Below are 23,998 nucleotides of genomic sequence, written 5' to 3'. Positions count from 1 at the left end.
CGTATTATGGACGAATGCGTTCTTATAGCATCAGCCCACGTGTAAGATCCATATGACAAAGGGGCTAAGCGGTTGATTACACCCTTTTAGGGGGGGGCTCAAAAGTGTATCCAGGTGTTGCGGATCCGGGGAGTGGAGCAATATTTCCACCCAATGCCTATGTATGTGTTGGAAAAATGTAATACATATAAATTGACTTAAATTTTATCAATGTTGGTTGTGGTATTTTAAAAGTAAGAACAAAAAATATTAACCTAAAACACACGTATAAAGGTTATTTAAAATACACCCTATACTTCTTGATCTGCACATTCTTCATGTCATAAGGTGTTTGGGCCATTGGGTGTTTAAGTCGGCCTGAATATATTGGAAAGGTGACACGTTGAACAACGAAGATGCCATGCACATTCCCAAAGTGGTTAGGCGCTTATTTCCCAAACTCTCTGCTGATTGCGATGCGCTCGTGGCCCGTGAACAGACCTTAAACGAAAGGCTGGCGGGATTATCACAGCAATTGCAGGCACTGGATGCCCAAAACCAAACTCTGGATGCTCAAAGGCTCGCTCTGGAAGAGAAAAGCGATTCCTTAGAGGGCGAACTTGCCGCGTTGCGTGAGATCGAGCAAAAAGTACAGCAAATAGATACGCAAAATGCCGCCCTTCAAGAAAGTGTCGAGGCGGCTGACAGGATCATTTCCGAGCAACACGCCTTGAGAACAGATCTAGAGGCCAGATACGAAGCGCTTCGCGCAGAGGCTGACGCCGCGATCGAGGAACGTGACGCCGCATATCAGAAACTCGAAGAGGACTTTAAAAAGCTCCAGACTGTTTCCGGTGAGTTGGAGGCCGCGACCAAATCACTTGCGGATGTCACTCAAGAACGTGACGCCATGATCCATGCAGTTCAGATCAGCGACGCCAAATACGATGCGTTGGTGGCCCGCTGGGATGCGTACCGATTGCCGTCGGTCGTGATCACGACGATGCCGAAATCGGGGACTTATTATATATCCAACTACCTGAGCAAGGGGCTGCATTGCGAGACCCGTGTTATTTCGAACCAATATTTCCCCTACGACACCATTCGCTATTCAGAAATAAAAGAAGCCTCCCTTGGTAGTTATATTACGCAAGATCATTTTCCGGCGACGCCGCCAAACACGCATTTTATTTCTCAGTTTTTTGATCGCGTCGTTTGTCACCTGCGTGATCCGCGCCAAGCTATGTTGTCGTACGTCCACTATTTGGATCGGTTCAAGGGGGGGGATGATACGTTCAGTTTGATCTACCCGCGTCTATCGGATGATTTTTTTGAGTGGCCTATAGAGAAGCGGCTTGATTGGGGCATCGATCAATGGCTGCCGCTTTTGGTGGAATGGACAGAGCAATGGGTTGCGTTCGCCGACGGACAGAAGGATGTGAACGTCAAGTTCACGAGGTTTGAAGATCTTGTCAGCGATGAAGAGGCGTTTACTCAGGAGATTCTCGATTTTTACGGAATTCCCGCACAACGTTTCATTCCCCCAGTACTGAAAAAGGATAGCGACGTACATTTCCGCGCCGGGCTTATCGACGAGTGGCGCACGGCGTTGACCCCTGAGCAACAAGAGCGCGCAACGGCACAGATTTCACCACAAATCGCCAAGCGATTTGACTGGAGCCTGGAACTCTAGAGCTGAATTTCAACGTATTTACTCTTTGGCGCAAATGTTCTGTTACAGCAGCTTTGGCAGCGCCATGAATGGAGTTGCCCTATAGGCCACTTGCTGGTGATGGGACGTCCACCCGTTGTTGGAAAATTGGGGGAGTCCTCCGGTTTTGAGGGTGTGTCGTGCTGGGGGAGTGCGTTGCGCCATATAATCGCAAAAGGTTTGCGTCACCCACGGAGATGTTATAGACATGATGCTGTGGATGGGTCTCTAATATTACAATTAGGGAGCCGTAACCTGTTGTGAATTATACTGGGGTGCGATCAGGGTGTTAGAGGTAAGTAAAAAGGCGTTGTCGGATTTGAAGGTGAAGCTTTTTGCCGACGGAGCCGATATGGCGGGCATTCAAGAAATGTACGCAAATCCTATGATTCGCGGCTTTACCACCAATCCGACGTTGATGAATAAGGTGGGAATCACAGATTACGAGGCCTTTGGCCGTCAAGTACTTGCAGCGGTACCCGACCGACCAGTATCGTTGGAGGTGTTTGCTGATGATTTTGATGAGATGAAGGCGCAAGCTACCGAAATCGCAACCTGGGGCGATAACGTCAACATCAAGATACCTGTGACCAACACCAAGGGCGAATTTTCTGGCCCACTGATCAAGAGCTTGTCCGAAGCTGGGGTGAGCCTGAATTTGACGGCGATCATGACCTTAGATCAGGTGCGTGCCGTGACGGAAAACTTATCTGAGGATACGCCTGCGATCATTTCCGTTTTTGCGGGACGCATCGCGGATACGGGTATCGACCCAATGCCCTTTATGAGCGAATGTCTAAAAATCATCTCTGCGCGTCCCAAGGCGGAACTGCTTTGGGCCAGCCCCCGGGAATTGTTGAACATTTTCCAGGCTGACGACATCGGTTGCCACATCATCACCGCGACCAACGATGTGCTCAAGAAGCTTTCGTTGGTTGGTAAGGGGCTGTCTGAATATTCATTGGAAACCGTTCAGATGTTCTACGACGATGCCGTGGCGGCAGGTTACAAAATCAACACGAAGAAGGCATAAGCGACTAGGTCTTCAAAATCCTGAGGCCCGGCGGCCTCATTGGCACCAACTTCAGTACGAGAGACTAAATTCTTGAAAAATGTAATTGTTATTGGCGGCGCGGGATATTGCGGAAGCGTTCTCGTCCCCCAGCTTCTTGACGAAGGCTATAAAGTCACCGTTTTTGACATCATGTGGTATGGCAACGACTTTCTGCCGTTGGACAACCCCAACCTGACTGTTATTCAAGGCGATGTCCGCGATACGCCGAAGGTGGCCGAGGCTCTGAAGGGCCAAGACATCGTTTTGCACTTGGCATGCATCTCCAACGATGCCAGCTTCGATCTCGATGAAGCGTTGTCGACGACGGTCAATCTGGACTCGTTCGAGCCGATCGTTATTGCTGCAAAAGCCGCGGGCGTGAAGCGTTTCGTGTTTGCGTCTTCAAGCTCCGTTTACGGTGTATCCGATCAGCCCGACGTGACTGAGGATCATCCCTTGTTGCCGGTCTCACTGTACAACAAATTCAAGGGTATGTGCGAACCGCTGCTGTTCAAACACACTGACGACAATTTTGTCGGCGTGGTGTTCCGCCCGGCAACGGTTTGCGGTTATGGCCCGCGCCAGCGTCTTGATGTGTCGGTGAACATCCTTACCAACCATGCTATTAATAAGGGTAAGATTACGGTGTTCGGTGGGGAGCAAATGCGTCCCAACCTGCACATCCAAGATTACTGCGACGCCTGCAAACTTCTGATGACGGCTCCTGACGAAAAAGTTGCCAACGAGCGCTTCAACGTCGGCTTCCAGAACATGTCCATCATGGAAATCGCCCAGACGGTCAAGGCGGTTGTGGAAGAAATGTACCCCGATAAGGGGGAGATTCCCATCGAGGTTACGGAAAGCAACGACAAGCGTTCCTACCACATCAATTCGGATAAAATTAAAAACCAGTTGGGCTTCAAGCCTCAGCACACCGTTGAAGATGCGGTGCGGGATTTGTGCCAGGCATTCGAAGCGGGCAAGCTTCCGGATAGCTTTGAAGACAACAAATACTACAATATCCGCACCATGCAGGCGATTGGTGCAAAATGACCGATTTGCCGATTGCCGTTGTGACTGGCGGCGCGGGATTCATTGGGGGGCATATGGTCGACCTTCTGGTCGAGCGGGGCTTCCAGGTCCGGGTTATCGATTCCTTGATTGGTGGGCGGGAGCTTAATCTCGCTCACCACCAAGGTAACCCGAACGTTACTTTGGATACGCGCGATATTCGACAGATTGAACCAAACGACAGCCTGTTTGCGGGCGCGAAGTATGTGTTTCATTTCGCGGGAATCGGCGACATCGTTCCCTCGATCGAGCAGCCGATGGAATATATGTCGGCCAACGTTCTCGGCACGGTTCATGTGTTGGAAGCATCGCGCAATGCGGGCGTGGAAAAGGTCGTCTACGCGGCTTCGTCCTCGTGTTATGGCTTGGCGGATACGCCGACCCGCGAAGATCATCCGATCACACCGAAATATCCATACGCCTTGAGTAAGTACCAAGGGGAGCAGGCTTTGTTCCATTGGCACGAAGTGTATGGTCTGCCGGTGAACTCGATCCGCATTTTCAATGCTTACGGCACACGCTCTCGCACATCCGGTGCCTATGGTGCCGTATTCGGCGTGTTTTTGCGTCAAAAGCTGGCGAACAAGCCCTATACGGTCGTAGGTGACGGCGAGCAATCACGTGACTTCCTTTATGTGACCGACGTCGCCGAAGCGTTTTGGAGTGCGGCGGATACTGCCGTGACCGGCGAAGTGTTCAATCTTGGTGCCGGCAAACCACAGACCGTGAACCGTTTGGTGGAACTGTTGGGTGGGGAAAAGACCCATATCCCAAAGCGCCCGGGCGAACCGGATTGCACGTGGGCTGACATTTCGAAAATAACATCGTTATTGGACTGGAAGCCTCAGGTCTCTTTCGAGGACGGCGTTCAGCGTATTCTCGACAATATCGATTATTGGCAAGAGGCTCCCTTGTGGGATCCCGATTCAATCGCTACGGCGACCAAGACTTGGTTCCAATATATGACGCCGCATCAAGACGCAAAGTAAAGTGACGACTATGGCTTCCTCTCTGAACGACCTCTACAAACATAAAATTAAGACTGCGGAAGAACTACGGGAAATTCTGGGGCCATACCCTCGCGAGAAGAAAGTCATCATGTGTCACGGCGTTTTTGACGTCGTTCATCCAGGTCATGTCCGTCACTTTATCTATGCAAAAAGCAAGGCCGACATCCTCGTCGCCAGTCTCACCGCCGACAAGCACATCACCAAGGGCAAGTTTCGCCCCCACGTGCCAGAAGACCTGCGTGCCCTGAACTTAGCGGCGTTTGAACTGATCGATTACGTCCTCGTTGATCATGAGGATAAGCCGCTGAAAAACATGGCTTATTTGCAGCCGGATTTCTTCGCCAAAGGCTATGAGTACGTTTCGGGCGGTTTGCCGCAAAAAACCCAGGAAGAGGCAGACATTCTCAGCGAGTACGGCGGCGAAATGATTTTCACGCCGGGCGACATTGTTTACTCCTCGTCGTCTCTGATCAATTTGGCGCCTCCGTCGATTAAGACGGAAAAGCTGATGACGTTGATGGAAAAGAACGAGCTCACTTTCGACGGCTTGCGCGATGCGTTGAAGAAAATGGCCGGGCTGAAGGTTCATGTGGTCGGCGATACGATCGTGGACAGTTACACCCAGACGGCAATGATCGGCGGCCAAACGAAAACCCCGACCATGAGCGTTCATTACGAAGGGCGCACGGATTATATCGGCGGCGCCGGTGTCGTGGCCAAACACCTGCGTGCCGCAGGGGCAGACGTGACGTTCACGACGGTTTTGGGTGACGATCAATTCAAAAATTTTGTGATTGACGGTCTGACGGAATTTGGCGTCGAGTGCCACGCCGTGATCGACCGCACGCGACCGACCACCAACAAAAATGCCATCGTCGCGGGCGGTTACCGCCTGTTGAAGATCGATACTTTGGACAACAATTCCATCAATGATGAGATTTTGACCGAAATCACCGATCGCGTCGCCAAAACATCCTGCGATGCGCTTGTTTACAGTGATTTCCGCCACGGTATTTTCAACAAGCGCACAATTCCCGCGTTCTTGAAGGCCGTGCCCGAAAACGTCTTTAAAGTTGCTGATAGCCAAGTCGCGAGCCGTTGGGGCAACATCACCGAGTTTAAGGGTTTTGATCTCATTACCCCGAACGAGCGTGAGGCGCGGTTTGCGTTGGCGGATCAGGATTCGGGCATCCGCCCCCTGGCCTCGTCTTTATACGATGCGAGCCAGTGTAAAACGCTGATCTTGAAACTTGGCGACCGTGGCGTTTTGACATGCACCAACAACGAGCATGAAGATAGCGAATCGTTCTTTGTCGTCGACAGCTTTGTCGATCGGGTGGTCGATGCTGTCGGCTCCGGGGATGCCTTGCTGTCCTATGCGACGTTGTCGATGATCGCTACCGGTTCGTCCGTGATTGCGACGATTTTGGGCTCGATGGCGGCCGCCGCTGAGTGCGAAGTGGATGGCAATTTCCCAATCACACCGGAAGATGTGCTCAAGCAAATCGACCGAGCCCAGCGTTTTGTGGATTTTGATCATTCGGGGCATGGCCAAGACTAATGACAAACTCAGGAAAATTCCGGGTCGTCGTTATTGGTATGGGCGTTCAGGGCCCGAAGCGGAAAAAAGCGGCTGGTGAAGATTTCGTTGCCTCTGTCGACCCAGTCAAAGAGGGCGCGGATTATCGTTCCATCGAAGACGTGCCGTTAGATGATTATGATGCGGCGATCGCGTGCATTCCGGACGAGCCCAAAGTCGATTTGCTCAATTACCTGTTGTTGAACGGTAAACATGTCCTCGTTGAAAAGCCTTTGTGGGCGGAAAACGATGCGGACATCATGAAGCTCGATGCTATCGCGCGGGAAAATGGCGTCTACTGCATGACGGCCTACAATCACCGCTTTGAACCGCATTATGTGCGGATGCGCGATCTGATCGCATCGGGTGAATTGGGTGAAATCTATCGCTGTCGTATGTTTTACGGTAACGGGACCGCGCGCTTGGTGCGGGAATCTGAATGGCGTGATCAGGGGGATGGCGTCCTGCCTGACCTTGGCTCGCATCTGCTCGACACGGCAAAATTCTGGTTCGGCGATTTGGGGGACAATTTCCGTGCCATTTCGGCGAGTTGTTTTGAGAACAAAGCCCCCGATCACGTGGTGATCGGGTCCGATAGCTCGAAACCTAAAATCGAGCTGGAAATGACCCTGCTGCAATGGCGCAATCATTTCACCTGCGATATTTTGGCGGAAAAAGGAACCGCGCACATCCGTTCCTTGTGTAAATGGGGACCGAGCAGTTTAACCGTGCGCAAACGTATTTTGCCCTCGGGCCGCCCGCCTGAGGAAACCGTCACCCTGGTCCAGGACGATCCGACCTGGGATGCTGAGTATCAATACTTCCGGGCCCAGTGTTTGGAGGGAACGCAAACTGACCTGTCCAATGATTTGTGGCTGCAGAAAACGCTTCGCCAACTTGGTCAGGAAGCACTGAAAGAGGCCGCCAAATCATGAGCACGCCAACGATCGCCTTTTGTGGAATGACGCATCTGGGCCTCAATTCCGCTATCGCGGTTGCCGATATGGGATTTCCCGTTGTCTGTTTCGATCCCAATGCCGATTTGATCGCCACGCTGAATGATCGTGTGATGCCGGTTCAAGAGCCGGGCCTCGACGATATGCTTGCCAAGAATGCTGACCATATCCGCTTTACGGCAGATCTGGGAGATCTGGCGGGTTGCGATGTCGCTTACATTGCACCAGATGTGCCCACCGACGACAAAGGGCAAAGCGATTTGACGCCAATCCGTGCGATCATTGATCTGGTGTCGGCGAATTTGAACGATACGGCCATCTTAGTGGTGCTGTGCCAAGTGCCCCCTGGCTTCACCCGCGACTTAGCGTTCCCGAAGGACCGTCTGTATTATCAGGTCGAAACCTTGGTGTTTGGCTGCGCGATCGAACGTGCCCGTCATCCAGAGCGTTACATCGTCGGCTGTGCGCAACCTGAAACACCTTTGCCCGCGGCCTTTGCCGCAGTACTTGGCGCTGCCGACTGCCCGATTTTGCCGATGCGCTACGAAAGTGCCGAGTTGGCCAAAATTTCTATCAACATGTGTTTGGTGGCATCGGTTAGCGTCGCCAACACAATGGCTGAGCTGTGCGAAAACATCGGCGCCGATTGGTCCGAAATCGTGCCGGCATTGAAGCTCGATCGGCGCATCGGTCAATACAGCTATCTCAAGCCAGGTCTCGGTATCGCTGGCGGAAACCTTGAACGCGACTTGACCAGCGTTTGCAACATGGCCGCCGAACACGGCTCCGACGCAGGCGTGGTGCATGCGTGGATCGCCAACAGCAAGCACCGCAAAGACTGGGCGTTGCGGACCTTGCATGCGCACCTGTTTCAGGACAATCCCGATGCCGAACTCGGCGTGTTGGGGCTGACCTATAAGGAAGACACGCACTCCATTAAGAATTCACCGTCGCTGGCGATGTTGGCCAACATCGGACCTTATGCGGTAAAAGCATATGACCCGGCCATTGATTTCGACCCGGCGTGGCATCCGAACGGACAAAATGCCGAAACACCATTGGATGCATGCCGGGATGTCGACGCGATTGCGATCATGACGCCTTGGGGGGTATTCAAGGATCTTGATCCTGCTGATATTAAGAGCGCCATGCGGGGCGACTTGGTTATCGATCCCTATGCGGTTTTGGATGCAAATACGTGTGCCGCCGCTGGATTGCGACGCATCACTCTCGGCAAGCCGGCTCAGTAGAGCCGCCAACGGACGTTGGAACAATGTTGCAACACACTCACCCGCAGCCTGTAGCCCCCCAACGCGTGGTGGTGATTGGTGCGCGCGGGTTTTATGGCTCAAATTTAGTGCGGCATTTGCGGACCTTGGACATTTCCGTCCTGGCTTTGACGTCGGCAGATCTTGACCTCACGGATGCAGACGCTCATGAGAAGTTGGCGGGTATGTTGAAGCCGACGGACACGGTCGTCATGCTAGCAGCGTTGACGCCTGATAAAGGTCGCGGCATGGCTACGTTCATGGCCAACATGGCGATGTCGCGGACCGTTTGCGATGCGCTGGAACTCCAACCGGTACAGCACGTCGTCTATATCAGTTCCGACGCAGTCTACCCCATGAGCCAGAGCCGCATTACCGAGCAGACTTGCGCCCAACCCGACGATTTGTACGGCACCATGCATCGCGCTCGCGAGGTGATGTTCGAGAGTGTGGCAAATAACTTGGCCGTGCTGCGCGTGACAATGCTTTATGGCGTGGGAGATACGCACAATTCCTACGGCGCCAACCGCTTTCGGCGCATGGCGCAAAGCGGCGGTCCGATTACATTGTTCGGCGGTGGTGAGGAAAAGCGAGATCATCTCTTCATCGACGACGCCGTGGAGTTGTTGACCTTGGTGATCCGTCACGGCTCGAACGGGGTGTTGAACATTGCTACTGGAACGGCGGTGACCTTTGATGCCTTGGCGCGTCAAGTCGCGTCACTGTTCACGCCGCAGTCGGACGTGCTCCATCAAGAGCGAAACAACCCCGTCACTTATCGTCATTTCGACGTTACAGCATTGCGCAAAGCGTTCCCGCATTACCGCTTCACGCCAATGCCAGACGCTTTGCGCCAAATCCACGATCAAGAGGGAACGCACAACGATGGCTGAAATCAACCTCTTAAACCAGTACCCCAAAGCTCGGCGCAATCTTGTTGAACGCAAGAAAAGCCAAGAGGAAAATCGTGCGGCAGCTTTGCGTTTCGGTCGTGAATATTTCGACGGCACGCGGGAACAGGGCTATGGTGGTTATACGTACGATGGTCGGTGGCAGCCGATCGCGAAGGAAATCATCAGCCATTACAACCTGAAGCCAGGTGACCGGGTGCTCGATATCGGTTGCGCCAAAGGCTATCTGGTCAAAGACTTAACCGAAGCCTGTCCGGGGCTTGAGGTCATTGGCATGGACATTTCGCAATACGCCTTGGACCATGCGCCGGAAGAAACCAAGGCCCAGTTGATGCTGGGAACCGCCGATGAACTGCCGTTCGAGGATGATTCCTTTGATGCTGTGTTGTGCATCAACGTCTTGCATAACCTGGAACGTGATCGTTGCATCAAGGCGATCCAGGAAATTGAGCGCGTTGCGCCGGGACGGTCGTACATTCAGGTTGATGCGTATCGCAACGATTCCGAACGGGACTTGTTTCTCGACTGGGTCCTTACGGCGGTGACGTTTGGAAATCTTGATTTTTGGCGCGAAATGTTCGCTGAAGCCGGTTACACCGGCGATTATTATTGGACAATCATTGAAGCCGACCCCGATTGGGTCGTTACACAATAAATGAAGTGTTTTGGAGGAGTGCAGGGATGAAAAAGAAGTATGTCGTTCTTGGCGGTGGCGGGTCGTTTGGTCTGCACACGTCGAAATATCTGTTGGACCACGCTGATCCTGAAAAAGTGATCAGCATTGGCCGTAATACACCGAAGCTGGAATGTTTCACGTTGGGTGTTGGTGATGGCGACAGCCGTTATTCGTACCATGCATATCACGTCAATTATGAACTCGATCTGCTTATGGAGCTGCTCGACAAAGAGCGTCCCGACGTCATCATCAACTTCGCCGCTCAAGGTGAGGGGGCTGCGTCGTGGAAGAACTCGTGGCGCTTCTTTGAAACCAACTGCGTTGCCTTGGTAAAACTGAGCGAAGAGCTGATGAAGCGCGATTACTTGGAGCGTTTCATCCACATCGGTACGTCCGAAATGTACGGCTCTGTCGATCACGCGACCAACGAAGACGAGCCGATCAAGCCGAGCAGCCCTTACGCGGCTTCCAAGGTGGCGTTCGACATGTATCTCATGTCGGTTCACGAACATCTGAAGTTCCCGATGAACGTGATCCGTCCGTCCAACGCTTATGGTCCGGGCCAGCAATTGCACCGCGTCATCCCGAAATCGATCATCTGCGGTCTTACGGGCGAGAAACTTCCGCTTCATGGTGGTGGCCGCGCCGAAAAGTCGTTTATTCACAACCGCGACTTGGCGCGTGCCATCCTCATGGTTGCCGACAAAGCCCCGCTGGGTAAAATTTACAACGTCGGCCCCAAAGAGCCGACGTCGATCCGTCGCGTTGTTGAGATGTGCGCGGATGCCTTGGGCATGCCGTTCGAGGATCTGTGTGAAGTGACGGGAGACCGCCTGGGACAGGATGCCCGCTATTGGCTCGATAGTTCTGCCGTTAAGGCCGACATCGGCTGGGAGCCTGAAATCACCTGGGAAGAAGGTCTGGAAGAGATGGTTGAGTGGGGCAAAAAGTACATTGATGTGCTGCGCGGTCTGTCAAAAGACTTCGTGATGCGCGCCTAAGTCCCGGCCGAAACGCAGCCCGTACAATCGGAGTTTTCTTGTGAGGATTCTCTATTGTACGGGCTATGCGTTTCACGCATAGCCTTCAAACTGGATAAAGCTGTATAACACATATGGCTTTTCTGCATATGTGAAGGCTTATTCACCAGATTGGATGAAATGGGCGGTCTAGTATAATCGAGGTGACGACGCCCGAGCCCCCTTGAAACTTAAACTGGCGATGACGAAGTGCTGCAATTCCTTAGGTTATGGCTGTGAAAGTTTTTATGAGCGACATTAAATATTTTTATAATGACCTCGTAGAGGCTATTCGATCGCCTGGAATCTGGTGGCGTTTCGCATGGCTGGATATTCGACTTCAATACCGACGTACATTTCTCGGGCCTTTTTGGCTGACGCTGAGTTTCCTTTTATCAGGCATTGCACTCAGCATTGTGTATTCCCAGCTTCTGGGAATTGATGACGAAGTGTTTTTTGCGTACCTGCTGGGCGGTCTATCTATCTGGGCTTTCCTTTCCGCGATTGTAATGGAAGGCTGCACCACATTCTTCGCCAATGCCGGGATGATTTTAGAGCGGCGTCTGCCTCTGACCATTTATGCGTTACGGCTGGTGTCGCGAAATTTCATCACGTTTTGCCACAACCTGATCGCGGTTGTTCTCGTTTTTATATATTTCCATGTGGCCTTGACCCCATGGACCTTGATGGTCATCCCGGCGTTTGTTGTGTTGCAGCTCAATGCGATCTGGTTTTCCATTCTTTTTGGCATTATCTCGACGCGTTATCGTGATCTTCAGCAATTGGTCACTGTCCTGATGACTTTGACCTTCTTTGTCACGCCCATTTTTTGGCGCAAGGAAATGTTGGGCACGCGCGGTATCATTGCGGATGTCAATCCGTTCTATCATATGATCGAAATCGTCCGCTCTCCCATGTTGGGGCATGCACCGCCTTTGACGTCATGGGTAGTCGTGGCAGCGATCACTGTCGTCGGCATGCTGGTGACCTTTTTCGTCGGTTCAAAATATTTGCGGCGATTGGCGTATTGGTTATGAAGCGGAACATTTTGCACATGCGTTCGGTCGTAAACGCCAAGGCATTCGATCTTAGTCAGTTCGGGAAAGTGATATGAGCAAGGGTGTCATCAAGCTCGAACTCGACGGAGTTGATGTCGAATATCCCGTCTTGACGGCGGATGCAAAATCACTGCGTTCTCAGTTGGTGCGTTACAGTAGCGGCGGCAAGCTGCGCCAGGACGCAGGTTCCAAGGTGATCGTGAGGGCGCTGCACGATATTTCGCTCAAAATCGAAGCCGGCGACCGTATCGGGTTGATCGGGCGCAATGGTGCGGGTAAGTCGACCATGCTGCGGTTGATGGCGGGCATTTATTCCGCGACCAAAGGCTCCGTGAAGACATCGGGCACCGTGTCGGTGGTCTTGGGCGGCGGCATCGGATTGAGTGACGACGTCACGGGATTCGAGGCTATCGATTACGGCTGTCGTTTGATGGGGCTACGCGGGGCTGAAATCGAAGAGGCGCGCGAGCAGATTGTGGAGTTTTGCGAGCTGGGCGAATATCTGTCGATGCCCCTGCGCACATACTCAAGCGGTATGAAGGTGCGCTTAAGCTTTGGCATTGCGACCAGTGTACGCCAAGATATTCTGCTTTTGGATGAAGTGATCGGCGCAGGCGATGCGCACTTTATCGAAAAAGCCAAGATGCGTGCCATTGAGTTTATGGATAATTCGAGCATCGTCGTCCTGGCATCACATTCGGATGACATTATCCGCACGATCTGTACCCGTGCGGTGCTTCTTGATAGTGGCGAGATCATCGTATCCGGCGCAGTTGAGGAAGTGCTCAACATCTATCACCAAGGCCTTCTCGACAACCCTACGCAGCCCGCCCCGCCTAAGGGTGGTTCACCGTTGGCATCTGGGCAAGCGGATGGGTTCGGCTGCGAAAATGCGTTTAGTGGCGGAATCCGAACGAAGTGGATGTCTAAGGAAACGGGGCAAGCCGTGAAGGGCAAGGCTGCTATCGGTTACGACTTCGGCGAAGATCAAGAGGTTGCCGTACGCCAATTCACGTTACGTCAATGGTGCGGCGGGGAAGAGAACAATTTGGTGACCGCTGTGCAGGTTCAGTGCAGCAACGATGGCTTTCAAGACGACATTCAAACGGTGACCGAAATTCCGGTCGCGGCCGTCATTGGACGAAACAGTTACGAATTTACCTCTTCTCACAAGGCACGCTATTGGCGTCTGCTTGCCGCTTCTGGAACGGACGGCGGGCGCTGGGGGGTTGCCGAACTTGCCTTCAACCAGAACATTGAACACCTCGAGGTCGAAGACAGCCATCCGAAATGGCGCCCGATTTGCAGCGGTTATTCCGCACCCAATCGTTCCGCGCGGGCGTTTGACGGCAAGAACGATACGTTCTGGGTGTCCGCCAATGTGAACACCAACAAGGTTGGTGACTCGTGGATCGGATACGACTTCGGTCATGGCAACGAGATCCATGTGCGTCGCTTCGGTATACAGCAATGGGATTATGGGCAAAGGCCGAACACCGTTGGACGTGTGAAGGTCGAATCCAGCAACGATGGTTTCGTGCGAAACATCAATTTGGTCGATACCGTCACATTGGACCGGACCATGGACTTTCAAGCCTATGACATCGCGGCTTCTCAGCCTGCGCGCTATTGGCGGATTCGAGACGATATGGAAACCGGTGGCGGCAAGTGGGGTATTACAGCGCTGGAATTCAGCGATCATCCTGAGCCGGTTTTGCCACGCGGCGCGATCAACCGGTCCCACGCCTTTGAAGGCAGCGCGTCGATCAGTTATCATCATGTCGAGGGGTATCCACCAAGCATGGCGTTTGATGGCGACACTTCATCGCGATGGCTATCGCCGGACTCTGGCCAAGGCGTGGCAGAGGTAGCCTGGATTGGGTATGATTTCGGCGTGGGCCACGCAGTCGAGGTGAACCGCTTTGCGGTCCGTCAATGGGTGGGGGGCTTCCAATCCAATACGGTTCCGGTTGTGGCCCTTCAGTGCAGCGATGACAGCTTTCACGGTGATGTGAAAACCGTTGGTGTGTTCCATCTGTTCCACAACCGCCTCAATAACGAATTTCACGTGGCAGAAACAAGGTCCGCGCGTTATTGGCGCCTGCTCGCCCTCGAAGGCACGGAAGGCGGGCCATGGGGCGTGGTCGATCTGGCGTTTTGGGATGGCAACGTGCTGTTGGCAGGGGCGTTACCTAAAGGGCATAGATCTTTTGGTGATGGTCCTCTGCCGTTGCTGACGCCAGTCGATGATGATGTTGAAAACTCTCACGAGTGGTTGGGCGTCGACGCGGGCGAAACCAGCCTCATGGAAGTGCGCCGCTTTGGTGTGCGTCAATGGCTGGCGGGGGTGCGCACGCGTGGCGAGCTGACCTTAAGATTAGAGACCGCCTCAGATGCCGCGTTTACCGAGGATTTGAAAGAGATCGCAACGGTTCGGACGCTGCGCCAATCGGGATGGCAAACATTCAACGTCGATCAAACTCATTCCGCCAGATTTTGGAGGGTGGTCGATGCCAGTCCCTTGGAAATGGGGAGTTGGGGCGTTGTGGATATCGAGTTTAGCGACGTCGCGGGGCGTGACGATGTGCCCGACGCTATGGCCTTCATGAAGGCCTTTGTTGGTCTGGCTCCGATCAGTTACCACCATGCCGAAAATCATGGCCCCAACCTGTTTTTGGAAGCCAATCCTTTCGTGTATTGGAAATCGCCCGATACGGCGTCCGACGGTTGGGATAGTGCATGGATTGGCTATGATTTCGGCGAAGGCAATGCCGTGGAGGTGCGGGGCTTCATCCTTCGCCAAGTGGAAAATTGCGCCGATATCGCGGGGGTGATGAGAGTTGCCCTTGAATACAGCAATGATGGTTTTCTTGAGGATGTGCAAATGGTTGAATGTATCGATCTTGCGCAAGGGCGGTTGGACCACAGTTACGACGTCAAACCGTCACGTTCGGCGAGGTATTGGCGTATTCGCGCTTTGGAAGGCGTCGAAGGAAAATACTGGGGCGTTTCTCAGTTGGCTTTTTGGGGGGCATGAAACGACGCGACTGCGGTTTCATGAGGTGTTTTGATGATTGAATTTGGAGGGTCGGGTGCCGTCTCATATCAATGATGTCTATACGTTGCTGATTCCAACGTATAACAGACCGAAAAACTTCGAGCGCCTCGTCACGTATTTGTCGCGTCGCAATGTGGGGTTCCAAATTATCGTGCTTGATTCCAGTCGCGATGAAGCCGCGCTGGAAGCAAATGCAGAGGTTCTCAGCGGAACCAATCTGAACGTACGTTACGCCCGCTTCGATCCCGACATGGAGCCGTTTGTGAAGTTCGCGGAAGGTCTCAAGCTCGTCACCACGCCGTATTGTTCGTTTTGCGCGGACGACGACATTCTCTTCACCGATCGAATTCAAGATTGCGTCGATTTTCTTGAAGAAAATCCTTTCTACGTCGGCGCGCACGGATATTACGTGAATTTCATCGAGGAAGATGTCTTTAAACTGACGTACGCGATTCAAACGGGAAGCTCGATCGCCGGTGACAACGCGTTGAAACGCTTGGCGCAGCAGCTTCGTTATTACGACGTCATTTTCTACCCGGTATATCGAACCGAAGTGGCGCAACGAGCGCAGGCGACCGCCGCGCAAATGGGCATTCTCTTGTTCATGGAGTTGGTCGGTTCAAGTATGTCGCTGATCGAAGGTGGGGTCGCGCGGCTCGATAGTTTCTTCCTGGCGCGCAACACCGATCAGTCACTCGCCACCGATGGTTGGCATCCGCACGAGATGTTGCCGAAGGGGCCGGAACGTATGTTCCGGGAATATTTGACGTACCGCAAACCGATACTCGACGCGCTGGCGCGCGACACCCACCTTGCCAGTACCTATGACGAAGAAAAGCGCAAGCGCATCGTCGACCTTATGCATCTGCGTTACCTCGCCCCTATGCTGGATCAGACGATCCTCGATTTCATGATCGACGGATCAATTGCTCATGACGAACCAGCCGAGATCGTCAAGGGCGTGTGGGATCGCTGGGTTTATTCCGGACAAACGGAACGCCCTAAACACCCGCGTCGAGCCTATCCCCCATCAAGGCTGGACAACTTTCTGCGGCGGCTAAAAGTGTGGCTCAGTGAAGAGAAACTTGGGCGCCGCATGTCGGAGGGTAAACCCCCGTCCGACTGGTTGAATCCGCACACGGATCGCTACGTTGATGAAAAAACGGCAAATGGCGATCCGCGGCGTTATTTGGTTTACGATGAGCTGATCTACCAAGCGCTTCCAACCAATCGCCATATATCTCCAGAAGACGTGCGTGCCATGATTTCGCATCTCAACGATTACATTTAACCTATTGAGTGGTTCTGTGATGATGAATATCAAAGACATCTTGTTTAACACTATTCTTATGGTCGTTTCGGTCATCATTAGCTTCGTGGCTGCGGAATCTGGCTATCGTTATTATCTTTATCTGAGCAATCCTGAAAAATTTAATTACGCGTTGAACCGGGGCTTGCCGACGTTTGGTCTCTACAATTTTTCGCATTGGGAATTCGACAAAGAGTTGGGGTATGTATATCCGCCTAACCGCGAAATTCATCAGACCTTCATCAGTGCCGGTGTGGTGCGTGGCTGCACAAGTTTCAACACGATCAATGAGCGGGGCAACATCGGCCCCATTCGCGGAGACTATGCGTCCGCCGATGTCAAAATCGCTGTCTTTGGCGACTCGTTTCCGGCTTTCATCGTTGATGGCATGACATTTCCTGCAAAGCTGCAGGAAACCTTGTCTGAACGTTTGAATAAGTCGGTACACGTTGTGAATTTTGGCAGAGACGGCACCGGGGTTCTGCAAGTTTTCGACACGGCCGTGGCCAAGTTGCCAGAGTGGAAGCCCGATCTGGCGATCATCACGTTTACGACGGATGACCTGGATCGCGTTCGGATCTGGCGGACGGTGACATCGGTGAATGGGGAAAAGCGAGTCTTAACGACGATCGATCCCGAGCCAAACCCAAGCATTGATCGGTCCCAGGATACGTTTGTCATCGAAGAACGCGCAACGCCGGAGTGGTGCCAATCAGTGCTGGGAAAAGAGGATGCGCACCTTAAGGATGCGTTGTTGCAAGATTTGTTTTATCGCTATCGCCGCATGGCGCGCGAGGCGGGATACTGGTTCCCTGATCCATGGTCTTTGGAACACTCCTTCCTCTATAATCGCCTGGTCCACGGTGATCCTTTCTATAGCAGTGATCGCGAGCAATTTACGATCCCTCGGGTTCCTTTTGAAGATTACGCGCAAGACGAACAATTCGTTCAAAAGCTCGATGCACTGGAAAAAATGGGCATACCATATGTGATTGTGCATTTGCCCGTCTCTCCCGAGGTGGCTATGGGAAAGGAAGCTGACTTGTTCCCCAAAAGAGCCGCTTTGTGGAATAGTCTGGAAAGTGTCACGGGTAAAAAAATTCTTGGCGTGACCGATTACATCCCGATGCCCCTGGAAAAACCCAGCCGTATGGATGCCTCACCGGATAATTTACACCCCGGTCCCTTCGGCATGAAAATATATGCAGATGCGATCACCAAAATGGTTATCGACAATAACCTTATCAAGTAGGGCTAATAGCCACGTAGGTTGGAACAATTGATGAAAAACATTGTGAACGTTGCTCTGGTGATCTTGTCCACATTGGTTAGCTTCGTGACTGTTGAAATCGGTTATCGGTTCTATTTGAACTTTGATAACCATGAAAAATTTTTTGCGGCGCGCAATCGAGAGCATCCGACTTTTGGCTTATACGACAAGTCCCACTGGGAATACGACAAGGATTTTGGATTCGTATACCCACCGGGCCGCGAAATCACCTATACCGGTATCCGCGACGGCAAAGTGTCTCAGTGTAATCTCATTCAGACAATCAATGAACGCGGTAACATTGGTCCCATCCGCGGCTCGTATGAGAAAGCCGATTTAAAAGTCTTGGTGTTTGGTGATTCCTTTCCGGCCTTTTATGTCGCGGGCCAAACGTTTCCCATGCGCATGCAGGATATTTTGTCGGAGCGCTTGAACCTTGATGTTCATGTGGTCAATTTTGGCCGAGATGGATACGGCATTCTGCAAATGTTTGATTTGGCTGCGGCCAAAATTTCCGAGTGGAAACCCGACCTCGTGGTGTTCACGTTCATCACCGATGATCTGACGCGAATTCGAATTTGGCGAACGGTTACGGAAATCAACGGTGAGTCTCGCGTTTTGACGACGGGTGAGCCTAATCCGAATCCAAGCATCGACAGGGCTAACGATACGTTCGTCCTTAACGCGAAAGCGAATTGGGATTGGTGCCAAGAGAACCTGAAAACCCAAACGGAGAATCCGTTGATCCGCGACCTTGAATTCCAATATAGGCGTATGGCCCGTGAAGCCGGTTACGCCTTCCCTGATCCTTATTCTCTAAAGTATTCGTTCTTGTTGGCACGTGTCCTGACCGGAGATGCATACGATATGGGTGAGAAGGAAGTCTTTCGGATTCCCAAAATCGATTACAACGATTATCAAACCGATCAGCAATTCATGAAAAAGGTCCAAATTGTCAAAGACACGGGTGTGCCAATGGCAATAATTCACCTGCCGATTTATCCCGAGGTGATTGAAAACAAAGAAATGATTCCTGGCCAACATGATGAAGAACTGTGGGCCAGCCTTGAACGGGTAACCGGGCAAAATGTTTTGCCTTTGACCCAATACATGCCGATGCCCCTTAAAGATGCGGAAAAAATGAACGCATCGCCGACGAACTTTCATCCGTCGCCGTGGGGGATGGATTTATACGCCAATGCCATTGCAGATGCTTTGATGAAAAACGGTTATCTTTCGCAAGCGTCGGCCGGCCGGCCATAACGGAATTTCATGGAGCACGAAACGATATGAAAAAGATCAAATTGTTTTTCGGCGTCGCGTTGAGTGTCGCTGTTTTGCTGATGCTGGCCTTGATGCTTCAGGCTGAACAGACCAGCGAGATGAATACGCCCTGGGATTTGCAGGAAAAGTGTCCGACCAAGGTGGTGGTCAACGGCGCTGAAGTGCCCGTCGGCGAGGAAGGGGTTGCAAAATGGACTGCATTCATCAGCAACCTCAACAAAACCGCCCCGAACATTGTGCTCGATACCTCGAGTTGGACGCGCCCCGAAGGAGTGGATGCCCCTTCGTGCACCATGGAAATCACCAAGCTTCCGGGAACGCCATTGGAAGGCGTCGACTGGCGCATCGGCTTCTCTCTTCCCAATGCCGCGATCGTACGCGGCAAGACGGTGAAGGTTTCCATGAAAGTGAAAGCGGACACACCGATCAAGTTCGGTGCGGCGGCCTATTATTCAAATGACGGCAAACTGGTTCCGTATTTCGCCCTCACCGACTTAAACGAAGATTGGCGAGAATTGACCTGGGATCATAAAGTTGGAGACGACGCCGATGTGTTTGAGGTTTGGTTGCGCTTGACCATTCACGGCACCATCAGCACGACCGGAACGGTCTACCTGTCGGATGTCCGCTTGGTCGCAAACTAAGCGTGGCTGTGACGTGATCGTTTGCCATTCTGTATTGAAGCTTTGATCTTGGAGAGACGAGAGAATGTTGAAGCATAATTTCTCTACACCTAAGGCGCCTGAACGTGCCGTCATACTTGGTGGCGGTGGCTTCGTCGGCGGCGCCACAGCGCAAAAACTTCAAGCGGCGGGTGTCGATGTTCTCTCCTTGACGCGTCAAGATTTGGACCTTGAAGCGCCAAATGCTTCCGAAAAATTGGTGGACTTGTTGAGGCCGCAGGACGTGCTGATTTTCGTGTCCGCTAAGGCGCCGGTGAAGGACGTGTCCATGCTTACCGCCAACATGCGCATGCTGGAAAATGTATGCATTGCGTTGGAACAAAAGCCGGTCGCGCAAGTGATCTACGTCAGTTCCGATGCGGTGTTTAGCGATTCAGCGGATCCCTTGACCGAAGTCAGCCGGGCTCAGCCTGATTCGTTACACGGCGTTATGCATTTGGCGCGGGAAGTTGCCTTGCGCAACACCGTCAAGGGGCCGCTTGCGATCATTCGCCCGACCTTGATTTATGGCGCGAACGATCCGCATAACGGTTATGGTCCCAACCGCTTTCGCCGCTTGGTCGCTGACGGCCAGGACATTGTCTTGTTCGGTGAGGGCGAAGAACGCCGGGACCACGTTCTCGTCGACGACGTCGCCGAGTTGATCAACCTGATGGTGCTGCATCGTAGTGAGGGTGATCTCAACGCAGCGACGGGGCGGGTGGCTTCATTCCGTGAAATTGCCGAAATGGTGGTTGGCAACGCTGCGTCTCCGGTGAGCATCAAGGGTTCGCCGCGCTCCGGTCCGATGCCGCACAATGGCTATCGGCCTTTTGATCCGCGCGCGACCAAGGATGCCTTTCCTGATTTTAGCTACACCCCCTTGGAACAGGGCCTGAAGATGGTGCAGGATGCTTCCGGCGATGACTGAGTCCTAAATGGACATCACCATTGTTCTCGCCTTGATCGGCGCCGCCCTGTTCCATGCGTCGTGGCATGCGATCATCAAGGGGCGCCCCGATAAGCTATCCGGCCTTGCCGGCATGAATGTCGTCAGTACTGCAGTGGCGGCGCTGGCGTTGGCTTGGGTGCCTTTGCCCATTCCCGAAGTGTGGCCCATTATCGCCGCGTCGGTCGTGCTTCACAACGCCTACAAAATCAGTCTTGCTCGCGCCTATTTGGTTGGCGATCTTGGTCAAGCCTTCCCCGTGGCGCGCGGAACCGCGCCGATTTTCGCCACCGCAATCGCGTTTGCAGTGATTGGCGAACAGCCCGCACTCTACGAATTCTTGGCCATTGTTTTGATCTCTAGCGGGCTGTTGTTTTTTGCGTTTGAAGGCCAAGGGCCAGGGGCCAACGTAAAAATGATGGTGGGCGGGGCGCTCACCGGCTTGATGGTCGGGTTGTATTCCGTTTTGGATGGTTATGGCATTCGGATCAGTGGTCACGGTCTCAGCTTTGCCGCCTGGTTGGTTACGCTAGACGGCTTGGCATTTGTGATCGTGGTGTGGTTTTGGCGAGGGCACGGTTTGTGGACCACGTTGCGCAATGACTTTGCCATCACGCTGATGAGCGGAGTACTGGGTTTGTTCGCATTCGGCGTATTTTTATGGGCCTTGAATCAGGGTGCGATTGGCTCGGTGACGGCGTTAAGGGAAATGAGCATCTTGTTCGCCTCTTTGATCGGGGTAGTGTTTTTAGGCGAAAAAATGACGCGCGGTCGTCTGGCTGGGGCAATCATTATCATGGCGGGTGTGATGGCATATATCGCCGGCGGAAGCCTGTGACGTATCGTTACTTAGCGACCCCCTACAGCTTTGCGGGTTAGGTGATTTTCAAGGCCCGTTTGACGAAATTTTTAAACGTGGTGCCCCAAGTCAGGCCATGGCCGCGCTTGTATTCTTTGGTTTTCCAAATGAAGTACGGGATGAACAGGTCCCAGTCCAGAGGACGAGTTGCGAGGATCTTGAGCATTAAGACCCCGAACGGCGACAGGTTCGACGGGCATGCGCGGAAATAGCTGCGCGGGATGGCGAACTCCTTACGGCGCAAGATGGCCAGCATGGAAAGCAGCACCTTCTTTTGTGCTTCGCCGTCGCGCATATTGTCTGAATAACTGTCCGGGTTCGAACGAATGAGAGCCAGGGTTTCCGGTACGATACAGCAGCCGTGAATCATCGACAGCGCATAAACCATAAACCAATCCGAATGCCATTCCAGCGCTTTGGGGAAACCGCCCAGCGCGCGCAGAAACTCGACGTTGATGACCGAGCTGTTGCTGGCAATCGGCAGGTACGCGCTTTGCATGCGTTTGCGCAATGCGTCTCCTGATAAAAACTCAGGCAGGTCGGATAGATTGAAGATCCATTTTACGCTGGGATTGATGGCGAAACGGTCAATTTCCTCTGTATCGCCAAGCAGGACCGACGTTTCGGAAAATGCCAGACCCGCTTCGGGGTGACGCTCTAGCACCGCCATGCTGCGTTCCAGGAAATTGGGCAACAAGCGATCATCGGACGCAGCCCAAACTAAATAATCCGTTTCAACCAAACCCAATGTGCGGGTGATGGTTTCCTGCAGACCAAGGTTTTCGCCGTTTTCGATGACCTTGATGTGCGGGAATTGTTTTTTGAATTCGTAGATGACGTCCAGGCTATTGTCGTGCGAGCCGTCGTCCACGATGATAATCTCATCGGCCGGCCGGGTTTGATTGCAAATGTGCCATAACGAATCGGGCAAGTATTTTTCGTGATTATAGTTCGAAAGAAGAATTGTAACTGAGGCCATGTTGCTTGCCTTGAGCTCGCTCACTGTGGTTTTTGGGAGGCGTGCGGCTTCGCGCTACGAGTCGACGGCTTTGCGGTCTGTACGGCTTTCGCGGCAATGAAGTCGTCAAAGGGCAGAGGTGCAGATTCGTTCGGCAAGTGGATGGCGCTCAGAATTCTATCCAATTGGAATTTCAACGCCGGCGAGCTGGGCATGATGTCGGGCATGTAACAACGAGGCGATATTTCCTCAAACTGCACGTTGTCTGACCCTTCCGTTTCGTAGCGGTCCTGTTCAAGGGGGAGATAGACGCCGGGAACGCGAACTTGATAAGCCATCAGGCCAAAGCTATCCAAAACGCCCAGGTACATATCTGTATTTTGCGCGGCTGCAATGGACTGCATTAAGGTAAAGCCATGGCTGCGCAAGGGGCGGACAAATTCGGGCCAGACGATTTTCTCCCAGCCATCGATTCTATTGAGCAAGACGAAGACTACGTGAGGGTGGTCTTCTTTCATGCTGCGAAATAGCTTCAGCCAGGGGGCGACTTCATTAAGCGCAATGGTTCCGTCCTGACCTTCTTTAAGGCTGACGCCGATAATGACGCTGCCAGGCACCGCGCTTTTGATGTAGTCGTTGTAATGTTTACGGGTGTCCAAGGGCTTTTCGATGAGAGGCGGGGAGGCTTGCACGTCGAACGAAACTTGCGGTCTCTGACCACGGGTGTTCAGGGCAAAGGCATTGCGATGTGCTGCCCACCTGTGGCGCTCGTTGACTGACATGCTCAGAGGCAGCTGTACATCGGCAGCGGCATCGTCCCAATGAATTTCCAAATTGTTCCCGTTTTTGCAGAGCAAATACAACGAGGCCAAGTCCGTCAGGTGTGCGGTATCTCGCGCTGCATCGGCGGCGATGCGGATACTCACGTTGACCGGTTGATGGGGCGGAAGCTCAGGATTGGTGGCGAAGATATGGGTCATGAAAGAGAAGAAATTCAGGGTCGTATCCTGGTCAACGCTTCCTTCCAATTTGGCCACGTGCATGAGTTTATCCGTGCACTGTAATTCGCGATATTTCAGAATGCTGGACCCGGCCAGATTGAAAAACCTATGGCGCAAGCCAAAACGATTGGTGCCCATATTCAACAAAAATACGGCAAACCGGTGGACCTCGGAATCCATCCAGTCAATCGGTTGATAGCGTGTCAGACGGCGTTTGGCCGTTCGTGCAAGCAGCAAGAAGATATGCTTGCTCAGCAGGCCGGCTTCCATAGACATTGCGATGGCATTGTTGAAGAAGCCGCTGCCATTAAGGGCTCGGAGGTATAGTCGGGTTAAGGCGCCGCTCATGATCCCCT

Annotated in this window: 20 protein-coding genes; 18 read left to right on the top strand and 2 right to left on the bottom strand. The window is 52.8% G+C overall.

Annotated elements, in window-relative coordinates:
• The first annotated feature begins 382 nt into the window (after positions 1-382).
• The 18 genes from VIN96_RS13390 (at position 383) to VIN96_RS13305 (ending at position 21,662) form a co-directional block, all read left to right on the top strand.
• Positions 383-1,672: a sulfotransferase domain-containing protein gene (locus tag VIN96_RS13390; RefSeq protein WP_331896747.1), complete on the top strand. Its 1,290-nt coding sequence runs from the start codon at positions 383-385 to the stop codon at positions 1,670-1,672.
• Between the two features lie 343 nt (positions 1,673-2,015).
• Entirely contained in the window at positions 2,016-2,723 is a 708-nt protein-coding gene (locus VIN96_RS13385) for a transaldolase (RefSeq protein ID WP_331896980.1), read from the top strand.
• 72 nt (positions 2,724-2,795) lie between these two features.
• Complete coding sequence (locus tag VIN96_RS13380; protein WP_331896745.1) at positions 2,796-3,797, top strand: SDR family oxidoreductase; 1,002 nt, start codon at positions 2,796-2,798, stop codon at positions 3,795-3,797.
• Positions 3,794-4,804, top strand: coding sequence for an NAD-dependent epimerase/dehydratase family protein (locus tag VIN96_RS13375; RefSeq protein ID WP_331896744.1), 1,011 nt, complete (start codon positions 3,794-3,796; stop codon positions 4,802-4,804). The genes VIN96_RS13380 and VIN96_RS13375 overlap by 4 nt, the downstream gene beginning before the upstream one ends.
• A gap of 10 nt (positions 4,805-4,814) precedes the next feature.
• A complete protein-coding gene (locus VIN96_RS13370) occupies positions 4,815-6,386 on the top strand; it encodes a PfkB family carbohydrate kinase (RefSeq protein ID WP_331896743.1) in 1,572 nt (523 codons plus the stop codon).
• 38 nt (positions 6,387-6,424) lie between these two features.
• Complete coding sequence (locus tag VIN96_RS13365) at positions 6,425-7,339, top strand: Gfo/Idh/MocA family oxidoreductase (RefSeq protein WP_331896742.1); 915 nt, start codon at positions 6,425-6,427, stop codon at positions 7,337-7,339.
• The gene (locus VIN96_RS13360) at positions 7,336-8,610 is read left to right on the top strand and encodes a nucleotide sugar dehydrogenase (RefSeq protein ID WP_331896741.1); all 1,275 of its coding nucleotides are present in this window, start codon (positions 7,336-7,338) and stop codon (positions 8,608-8,610) included. Before VIN96_RS13365 ends, VIN96_RS13360 begins: the two co-directional genes overlap by 4 nt.
• A 23-nt stretch (positions 8,611-8,633) precedes the next feature.
• A complete protein-coding gene (locus tag VIN96_RS13355) occupies positions 8,634-9,521 on the top strand; it encodes an NAD-dependent epimerase/dehydratase family protein (protein WP_331896740.1) in 888 nt (295 codons plus the stop codon).
• Positions 9,514-10,194 (top strand): class I SAM-dependent methyltransferase, encoded by a 681-nt coding sequence (locus VIN96_RS13350; protein WP_331896739.1) that lies wholly within the window; start codon positions 9,514-9,516, stop codon positions 10,192-10,194. Before VIN96_RS13355 ends, VIN96_RS13350 begins: the two co-directional genes overlap by 8 nt.
• A 26-nt stretch (positions 10,195-10,220) precedes the next feature.
• Complete coding sequence (locus VIN96_RS13345; protein ID WP_331896738.1) at positions 10,221-11,216, top strand: NAD-dependent epimerase/dehydratase family protein; 996 nt, start codon at positions 10,221-10,223, stop codon at positions 11,214-11,216.
• A 266-nt stretch (positions 11,217-11,482) separates the two neighbouring features.
• Complete coding sequence (locus tag VIN96_RS13340) at positions 11,483-12,271, top strand: ABC transporter permease (RefSeq protein WP_331896737.1); 789 nt, start codon at positions 11,483-11,485, stop codon at positions 12,269-12,271.
• Between the two features lie 73 nt (positions 12,272-12,344).
• Positions 12,345-15,329, top strand: coding sequence for an ATP-binding cassette domain-containing protein (locus VIN96_RS13335; RefSeq protein WP_331896736.1), 2,985 nt, complete (start codon positions 12,345-12,347; stop codon positions 15,327-15,329).
• Between the two features lie 55 nt (positions 15,330-15,384).
• On the top strand, positions 15,385-16,641 hold the full coding sequence (locus VIN96_RS13330; RefSeq protein WP_331896735.1) for a TIGR00180 family glycosyltransferase: 1,257 nt from the start codon (positions 15,385-15,387) through the stop codon (positions 16,639-16,641).
• Between the two features lie 19 nt (positions 16,642-16,660).
• Positions 16,661-17,911 carry an SGNH/GDSL hydrolase family protein gene (locus VIN96_RS13325; protein WP_331896734.1) on the top strand — a complete coding sequence of 417 codons (1,251 nt, stop codon included), beginning with the start codon at positions 16,661-16,663 and terminating at the stop codon, positions 17,909-17,911.
• A gap of 30 nt (positions 17,912-17,941) precedes the next feature.
• A complete protein-coding gene (locus VIN96_RS13320; RefSeq protein ID WP_331896733.1) occupies positions 17,942-19,192 on the top strand; it encodes an SGNH/GDSL hydrolase family protein in 1,251 nt (416 codons plus the stop codon).
• Positions 19,193-19,218: 26 nt separating this feature from the next.
• Positions 19,219-19,857, top strand: a complete 639-nt coding sequence (locus VIN96_RS13315; protein ID WP_331896732.1) for a hypothetical protein — start codon at positions 19,219-19,221, stop codon at positions 19,855-19,857.
• A gap of 64 nt (positions 19,858-19,921) precedes the next feature.
• Positions 19,922-20,806: an NAD(P)-dependent oxidoreductase gene (locus VIN96_RS13310; RefSeq protein WP_331896731.1), complete on the top strand. Its 885-nt coding sequence runs from the start codon at positions 19,922-19,924 to the stop codon at positions 20,804-20,806.
• A gap of 7 nt (positions 20,807-20,813) precedes the next feature.
• A complete protein-coding gene (locus VIN96_RS13305) occupies positions 20,814-21,662 on the top strand; it encodes a DMT family transporter (RefSeq protein WP_331896730.1) in 849 nt (282 codons plus the stop codon).
• Between the two features lie 37 nt (positions 21,663-21,699).
• Here VIN96_RS13305 and VIN96_RS13300 read toward each other — a convergent pair whose 3' ends face one another.
• A complete protein-coding gene (locus tag VIN96_RS13300) occupies positions 21,700-22,662 on the bottom strand; it encodes a glycosyltransferase family 2 protein (protein WP_331896729.1) in 963 nt (320 codons plus the stop codon).
• Between the two features lie 20 nt (positions 22,663-22,682).
• On the bottom strand, positions 22,683-23,990 hold the full coding sequence (locus tag VIN96_RS13295; RefSeq protein ID WP_331896728.1) for a hypothetical protein: 1,308 nt from the start codon (positions 23,988-23,990) through the stop codon (positions 22,683-22,685).
• Positions 23,991-23,998 lie beyond the last annotated feature (8 nt).

It is taken from the genome of Magnetovibrio sp. (assembly GCF_036568125.1).
Classification (GTDB): domain Bacteria; phylum Pseudomonadota; class Alphaproteobacteria; order Rhodospirillales; family Magnetovibrionaceae; genus Magnetovibrio.
Note: the sequence above shows the minus strand (reverse complement) of the source record. Positions and strands in the feature narration are given on the sequence as shown.